This is a genomic window from Duganella vulcania, from assembly GCF_009857655.1.
GTDB lineage: Bacteria > Pseudomonadota > Gammaproteobacteria > Burkholderiales > Burkholderiaceae_D > Rugamonas > Rugamonas vulcania.
The window spans coordinates 22,538-29,428 of the sequence record NZ_WWCX01000078.1; the positions used below are offsets into that span (position 1 = coordinate 22,538).

General features: G+C 67.4%; 7 protein-coding genes and 1 pseudogene. 6 read left to right on the forward strand and 2 right to left on the reverse strand.

The window, feature by feature from the left end; all coding sequences use genetic code 11:
- Nucleotides 1–161: 161 nt before the first annotated feature.
- The 5 genes from GTP90_RS27340 (at nt 162) to fnr (ending at nt 5,133) form a co-directional block, all read left to right on the forward strand.
- Nucleotides 162–1,670, forward strand: coding sequence for a sensor histidine kinase (locus GTP90_RS27340; RefSeq protein WP_254452074.1), 1,509 nt, complete (start codon nt 162–164; stop codon nt 1,668–1,670).
- The gene (locus tag GTP90_RS27345; RefSeq protein ID WP_117010178.1) at nt 1,667–2,080 is read left to right on the forward strand and encodes a response regulator; all 414 of its coding nucleotides are present in this window, start codon (nt 1,667–1,669) and stop codon (nt 2,078–2,080) included. Before GTP90_RS27340 ends, GTP90_RS27345 begins: the two co-directional genes overlap by 4 nt.
- Nucleotides 2,077–3,549: a hybrid sensor histidine kinase/response regulator gene (locus tag GTP90_RS27350; protein ID WP_161086467.1), complete on the forward strand. Its 1,473-nt coding sequence runs from the start codon at nt 2,077–2,079 to the stop codon at nt 3,547–3,549. Before GTP90_RS27345 ends, GTP90_RS27350 begins: the two co-directional genes overlap by 4 nt.
- Before the next feature lie 3 nt (nt 3,550–3,552).
- Nucleotides 3,553–4,191 carry a response regulator gene (locus tag GTP90_RS27355; RefSeq protein WP_161086468.1) on the forward strand — a complete coding sequence of 213 codons (639 nt, stop codon included), beginning with the start codon at nt 3,553–3,555 and terminating at the stop codon, nt 4,189–4,191.
- A 153-nt stretch (nt 4,192–4,344) separates the two neighbouring features.
- Entirely contained in the window at nt 4,345–5,133 is a 789-nt protein-coding gene (fnr, locus tag GTP90_RS27360) for a fumarate/nitrate reduction transcriptional regulator Fnr (protein WP_371875137.1), read from the forward strand.
- 8 nt (nt 5,134–5,141) lie between these two features.
- Here fnr and GTP90_RS27365 read toward each other — a convergent pair whose 3' ends face one another.
- The gene (locus tag GTP90_RS27365; protein WP_161086469.1) at nt 5,142–5,534 is read right to left on the reverse strand and encodes a TraR/DksA family transcriptional regulator; all 393 of its coding nucleotides are present in this window, start codon (nt 5,532–5,534) and stop codon (nt 5,142–5,144) included.
- Nucleotides 5,535–5,573: 39 nt separating this feature from the next.
- On the reverse strand, nt 5,574–6,365 hold the full coding sequence (locus GTP90_RS27370; protein WP_161086470.1) for a universal stress protein: 792 nt from the start codon (nt 6,363–6,365) through the stop codon (nt 5,574–5,576).
- A 248-nt stretch (nt 6,366–6,613) separates the two neighbouring features.
- On the opposite strand from GTP90_RS27370, the pseudogene GTP90_RS27375 reads away from it, so the two are divergent.
- Nucleotides 6,614–6,891: pseudogene (locus GTP90_RS27375) on the forward strand (efflux transporter outer membrane subunit); the annotation flags it as partial.

Sequence of the window (6,891 nt, forward strand, 5' to 3'; positions counted from 1 at the left end):
CGCCGCGCCGTCTGTAGCGCCCGTTGATCCAGATCAAAATGCCCGGGAATACACTCGGTCCGGCTTCTTGCCGATAAGGCACTTTTTTTTGTGTTTCGGGCGATTCAAACGTATCATCGAGGTTTGGGTGCCGGATCGGCATCGTTATTCGGGATGCACCTTTGAAAAATCTGGGAATTGAGGGCTTGAGTCTGGAGTGGCTGGTGGCCTCGGCCACCGACGCCATGCTGATCGTCGACCAGGACGGCAAGATCGTGCTGGCCAATCCGGCGCTGGAACACCTGTTCGGCTACGGGCCGGACCAGATGCTGGGGCTGACGCTGGAGGCGCTGGTGCCGTCCCGCTTCCACGCCGCCCATGTCGGCCAGCGCGACGACTTTTTCGACCAGCCGCGTTCGCGCGCCATGGGCGCCGGCGCCGAGCTGTACGGACTGCACCACGACGGCTACGAGTTCGGCGTCGAGGTCAGCCTGTCGCCGCTGCGCACCTCGCAGGGGCGGCAGATGGTGCTGGCCACGGTGCGCGACGTCACCGAACGCAAGCTGGCCGAGCAGGCGCTGCAGGAAAGCGAGGCGCGCATGCGCGCCATCTTCGAGACCGCGGTGGACGCCATCATCACCATTGACGAGCGCGGCGTGCTGGAACGCCTGAACCCGGCCGCCGAACGCATGTTCGGCTACGCCGAGGCCGAGGTGGCGGGCCACAACGTCTCGATGCTGATGCCGCAGCCGCACCGCGCCCAGCACGACGGCTACCTGGCGCACTACCGCGAGACCGGCGAGAAGCGCATCATCGGCAAGGGCCGCGAGGTCGAGGGCCTGCGCAAGGATGGCGGCGTGTTCCCGATGGAGCTGTCGGTGGTCGAGATGCAGATCGGCGCGCGCCGCATGTTCACCGGCATGGTGCGCGACATTTCCGAGCGCAAGGCGGCCGAGGACCGCAACCGCCGCCTGATGCAGGAAATCAGCAGCGCCAACGAGGAGCTGACCAACTTCGCCTACGTCGTGTCGCACGACCTGAAGGCGCCGCTGCGCGGCATCGGCTCGCTGGCCGACTGGCTGGCCACCGACTACGCCGAGCAGTTCAACGACGAGGGCAAGGAGCACATGCGCCTGCTGATCAACCGGGTGCACCGGATGAGCAGCCTGATCGACGGCATCCTGCAATACTCGCGGGTGGGCCGGGTGCGCGAGGCGCAGCTGCCGGTCGACCTGAACCGCCTGCTGGCGGACGTGGTGGACCTGCTGGCGCCGCCGGCCAACTTCCGCGTGACGGTGGCGCCGGCGCTGCCGACCGTGCTGATCGAGCCCACCCGCATCCAGCAGGTGTTCCACAACCTGATCTCCAACGCCATCAAGTACATGGACAAGCCGGACGGCGAGATCGAGATCGCCTGCGCCGACGACGGCAGCCACTGGCGCTTCAGCGTGCGCGACAACGGCCCCGGCATCGAGACGCGCCATTTCGAGCGCATCTTCCAGCTGTTCCAGACGCTGGCCTCGCGCGACCGCGTCGAGAGCACCGGCGTCGGCCTGGCGCTGGCCAAGAAAATCGTAGAAATGTACCATGGCCGCATCTGGCTCGAATCGCAGATGGGGCAGGGCAGCACTTTCTGGTTCACGCTGCCCAAATCCGGCGCCCCCTTACCCAGAACAGGATCCATCCAATGAAAGTACTGAACAAACCCATCCTGCTGGTCGAAGACGACCACGTCGACATCATGACCATCAAGCGCGCGCTGAAGGAGATCCATGTCGGCAACGAGGTGGTCAGCATGGAGCACGGCGAGGCGGGCCTGGCCTACCTGCGCGATCCGGCCAACGAGCGGCCGTGCATCATCCTGCTCGACCTGAACATGCCGATCATGAACGGCATCGAATTCCTGCAGCAGATCAAGCTTGACGCCTCGCTGCGCCGCATTCCGGTGGTGGTGCTGACCACCTCCGAGGAACAGCAGGACAAGGTGCACAGCTTCGACCTGGGCGTGGCCGGCTACATGGCCAAGCCGGTCGACTACCGCCGCTTCGTCGAGATGATGCGCTCGATCGACCTGTACTGGACCATCAGCGAGATGCCGTGAACGCCCCGTTGCGCGTGCTGATCGTGGAGGACGACGCGGTCGACCGCATGGCGTGCCGGCGCGCCTTCGCCGCCGCGGCCGACGCGCCGTTCGAGCTGCTGGAGGCCGACAGCGGCGAGCAGGGCCTGGAGCTGGCGCGCAGCCAGCGGCCCGACTGCATCCTGCTCGACTACCACCTGCCGGACCTGACCGGCCTGGAGTTCCTGGCCCACCTGAACGCCGACGGCGCCGCGCTGGCCATCCCGGTGATGATGCTGACCGGCGCCGACAGCGCGGCCGTGGCGGCCGAGGCCATGCGCCGCGGCGCGCGCGACTACCTGGTCAAGGATGTCGACGGCTACTACCTGGAGTTCCTGCCGGGCGCGATCCACCGCATGCTGCGCGAGCAGAGCCTGCTGGACGACAAGCGCCAGGCCGAGGCCCGCTTCCGCACGCTGATCGAGCAGATGCAGGCGATCAGCTACATCGCCGAGCTGGGCGACGAGGGCGCGCTGCGCTACATCAGTCCGCAGATCGGCCTGCTGGGTTTCAGCCCGGCCGAGTGGCTGGCCGACCCGGCGCTGCACGGCCAGCGCATGGACCCGGACCGGCGCGAGGCCATCCTGGATGCGATGCGCCGCAGCCGCCGCGACGGCTGCCCGCTGCACCTGGAATACCGGCTGCACGCGCGCGACGGCCGCACGCTGTGGTTCCGCGACCAGGCCGAGCTGGTGCGCGACGAGCATGACCAGCCGCTGTTCATGCAGGGCATCATGATCGACATCACCCAGACCAAGCTGGCCGAGCAGGCGCTGCTGGCGTCGCAGCAGGCGCTGCGCAGCCTGTCGGCGCACCAGGAGCAGATCAAGGAGCACGAGCGCAAGCGCATCGCCCAGGAGATCCACGACGAGCTGGGCGGCCTGCTGACCGGCATCAAGGCCTATGTCGCGGTCAGCATCGAGCGCGCGGCGGCGGCCGGTTCGCCGGCCGAGCCGCTGCTGGCCGAGGTGGCCGGGCTGGCGCAGGACGCGATCGACACCGTGCGGCGCGTGATCACCGACCTGCGCCCCAGCGTGCTGGACCAGCTGGGCGTGTGGGCCGCGCTGGAGTGGTACGCCGAGCAGGTCGAGCGCCGCTCGGGCCTGCATTGCCAGTGCGCGGTGGCGCCGGCCGCGGCCGCGCTGGAGCTGGGCGCCGAGCGCAGCACGATGCTGTTCCGCATCGCGCAGGAGGCGCTGACCAACGTGGTGCGGCACGCCCAGGCCAGCAACGCCACCCTGCAGGTCGACTACGCCGACGGCGTGCTGGAACTGCGCATCAGCGACGACGGCCAGGGCATCGAGGCCGAGCGCCTGCTCAACCGCGAATCCTGGGGCATCCTGGGCATGCACGAACGCTGCCGTCACTTCGACGGCGAACTGAAAATCACCGGCAAGCCGGGCGAGGGCACGACCCTGCTGCTGCGCTTGCCATTGCACGATCAAGAGTAAATCATGAGTAACCATCCCATCCGCGTGCTGCTGGTCGACGACCATGCGATCGCCCGCAACGGCGTGCGCCTGATGCTGAGCACGGCCGACGACATCCGCGTCGACGGCGAAGCGTGCAACGCGCAGGAGGCGCTGCAACTGGTCATGGGCCAGGAATTCGACGTGGCGCTGCTCGACATCACCATGCCGGGCAAGAACGGCCTGGAACTGCTCAAGCAGCTGCGCAGCGAGCGGCCCAAGCTGGCCGTGCTGATGCTGAGCACGTATTCGGAGGACATCTACGCGGTGCGCGCGCTCAAGCTGGGCGCGGCCGGCTACCTGATCAAGGACGCGCCGACCACCACGCTGGTGGCGGCCGTGCGCAAGGCCGCCTCGGGCGGCAAGCACGTCAGCCTGGCGCTGCTCGAGAAGCTGGCCAGCCTGATCGGCGGCGGCGGCGACGCCGGCCACGAGGCGCTGTCCAACCGCGAGCTGGAAGTGTTCAAGCTGATCGCGGCCGGCGAATCGCTGGTGCGCATCGGCGAGACCCTGCACCTGAGCCCCAACACCGTGACCACCTACCGCTCCCGCATCCTGGAAAAAATGGGCCTGGAAAGTAATGCCGAATTGACACGTTATGCCCTGGAACACGGCATTATCTAACGCTGTAGGGGATCCCCTACAGGATTCTGTCGGCCGGCCACTACACGACAGGACAGCGAAGCCCGATTAGCGCCGGGCCGTCCATCGCCGATACTGTGTCTATGCCGTAGCCATCAACGCGATGCGCAGGCCAGCACACTAAGGAGCATGGACATGATGACCAATTTACAACTCGCGAGCAACATGGGCGCAGTGCAATCCAAATGCGGCATGTGCGGCTTCAAGAACCTGTGCCTGCCGCAGGGCCTCAACGAGAGCGAAATGGGCCGCCTCGACAAGATCATCGGCCGCCGCCGCCGCGTCGAGCGCGACGAGAACCTGTGCCGCATGGACCAGCCGTTCCACAGCCTGTACGCGGTGCGCTTCGGCCACTTCAAGACCTCGCGCGTCAACCACAGCGGCCAGCAGCAGATCACCGGCTTCCAGATGGCCGGCGAACTGCTGGGCATGGACGCCATCGGCAGCGGCCAGCACGCTTGCGGCGTGGTGGCGCTGGAGGACAGCGAAGTGTGCGAGATCCCGTTCGCCCGCCTGCAGGAACTGTTTGCCGAGGTGCCGACGCTGCTGCGCCACTTCCACCGCATCATGAGCCAGGAAATCATGCGTGAACAGAACGCCATGCTCTTCCTTGGCAATATGCGCGCCGAACAGCGCTTCGCCACCTTCCTGCTGAACCTGTCGACCCGCTACGCCGCGCGCGGCTACTCGCCCAACAGCTTCCAGCTGCGCATGTCGCGCGAGGACATCGGCGATTACCTGGGCCTGACCATCGAGAGCATCAGCCGCCTGCTGTCGCGCTTCCGCGCCAGCGGCTGGATCGCGGTCGACAAGCGCGAGCTGACCATCCTCGACCACCCGAGCCTGGAATCGCTGGCCACCGGCATGCCCGCACCGGCCGCCGGCGCCCGTCCGGCCATCATGATGCAGGCCGCCATGGCCTGATGCCGCCGTCAGCGCGGCGGCATTTTCGATCCACCCCGCAGTTCCAGTTCCGTCTGGCAGTCCCGGCACATCTCGGCCTCGGGCTGCGCCAGCAGGCGCGCTTCCAGGATGGCCTCGCCGCAGCGCGAGCACTGTCCGTAGCCGCCGTGGTGCAGCCGGGCCAGCGCATTGTCCACGCTGCGCAACTCCAATAATTCATGATTGAGCAGCGCGATATCGGTATCGCTGAGCTGACTGGCTTCGGCCAGGTCGGCGTCGATGGCGTAGTTGTTAAACAGGGCCATTTCCTGTTGTTCGTCAGCCTGGTGCAGACGTTGCCGCAACTGGGCGGATAGTTGCTCGCGCCGTTGCTGGAGCCGGTTGCTCAATACTTGCATGACGTTGGCGCTGACGGTACTCATGGTGATCTCCATTGTTATTGGTGTTGCGGGGGTGTTGGTTCAGTGCGCCATCAGGACCGGCAGCGTCATGCCGCGCAGTACGGTGCGGGTGGCGCCGCCCAGCAGCCATTCCTGCATGCGCTGGTGGCCGTAGCCGCCCATCACCAGCAGGTCGGCGCCGCTGCCGCAGGCCAGCTCCAGCAGCGCTTCGCCCGCCCGCCGGTCCTCGTCCTGGCGGACCAGCGTGACCTCCACGCCGTGCCGGAACAGGTAGCGGGCCAGTTCGGCGCCCGGCACGTCGACCTGGCGTCCGTGGCCGCCGGCTTGCGGCGCGGCGGCGACCGTGACGGCGGCCGCGCTGCCGTTCCAGCCCACCAGCACGCGCTTGCCGGTCTGCTCGAACTGCCCGGCGTGCGGCACCAGCAGCACCGCGCGGGCGCTGTGGAACATCACGGTCTGCGGCAGGCGGGCCGGCAGGCTGTTGCTGTGGTCGTGCGGGTCGGCTTGGCTCAGCACCAGCAGGTCGGCGTACGGGCTTTGCAGGATCAGGCCGTCGTCGGCCGCGTCGTCGACCCGCCGCGCCTCGATGGACGGCACGCCGAGCCGGCTGGCGCATTCGGTGAACTGGGACAGCGCCGCGTCGGCGCGGTCGTGCAGCAGGCGCAGGTCGAAGGGGAAGGGCGTGCCGACCGCGGCGATCGAGCCGTCCGGCAGCGCGTGGCGCGACAGGCCGGTCATGGCGGCACCCACCAGATGGGCATCATGCGCCAGCGCGACCAGCGCCGCCAGCCGGATGCGCTGTTCGGCCTGCGGCGTGCCGTCGGCATGCACGAGTATGGTTTTGTAGGTCATGGTGTCTCCCTGGTGGCTGGCACGGATTCAGCGACGCGGCAATTGAGTCGCGTCAAGTACCGCCATCGTAGTGATTTGACCGCCCAAATTGATTGATCCAAATCAAGCGCGACTTAGTCTGGTGATACTCGCGCTGTATGTTTCCATTTTTTGAGTTGGATCAAATGGCGATGGTGACGCCAGCCCGGTGCGCCCGTACAGTCGGGTAGTGGGTGGCACCGCCGCCTGATAGACAGGAGCCGCATCCGATGAAAACGTCCCCGCTGTCGCCCGTGGCGCCGCTCATGCTGCTGGCGCTGACCGTGCTGGCCGGTTGCGCCAACCTGCGGCCGGTCAGCCTGCCGCCTGCGGCGGCGCCGTTCCAGGCGCCGGCGGACTGGTCGCAAGGCAAGGCCGGCGCGGCGCCGGCCGATGCCGCCGCATTGGCCGCGTGGTGGCGGCGCTTCAACGATCCCTTGCTGGAACAGCTGGTGGCGCAAGCGCTGCAAGCCAATCCCGGCATCGCGCAGGCGCGCGCCACGCTGCA

Bases quoted from the DNA above. Each gene is read 5' to 3' on its own strand.
- GTP90_RS27345 (WP_117010178.1), top strand. From the start codon at position 1,667: ATGAAAGTACTGAACAAACCCATCCTGCTGGTCGAAGACGACCACGTC.
- GTP90_RS27355 (WP_161086468.1), top strand. From the start codon at position 3,553: ATGAGTAACCATCCCATCCGCGTGCTGCTGGTCGACGACCATGCGATC.
- fnr (WP_371875137.1), top strand. From the start codon at position 4,345: ATGATGACCAATTTACAACTCGCGAGCAACATGGGCGCAGTGCAATCC.
- GTP90_RS27365 (WP_161086469.1), bottom strand. From the start codon at position 5,534: ATGAGTACCGTCAGCGCCAACGTCATGCAAGTATTGAGCAACCGGCTC.
- GTP90_RS27370 (WP_161086470.1), bottom strand. From the start codon at position 6,365: ATGACCTACAAAACCATACTCGTGCATGCCGACGGCACGCCGCAGGCC.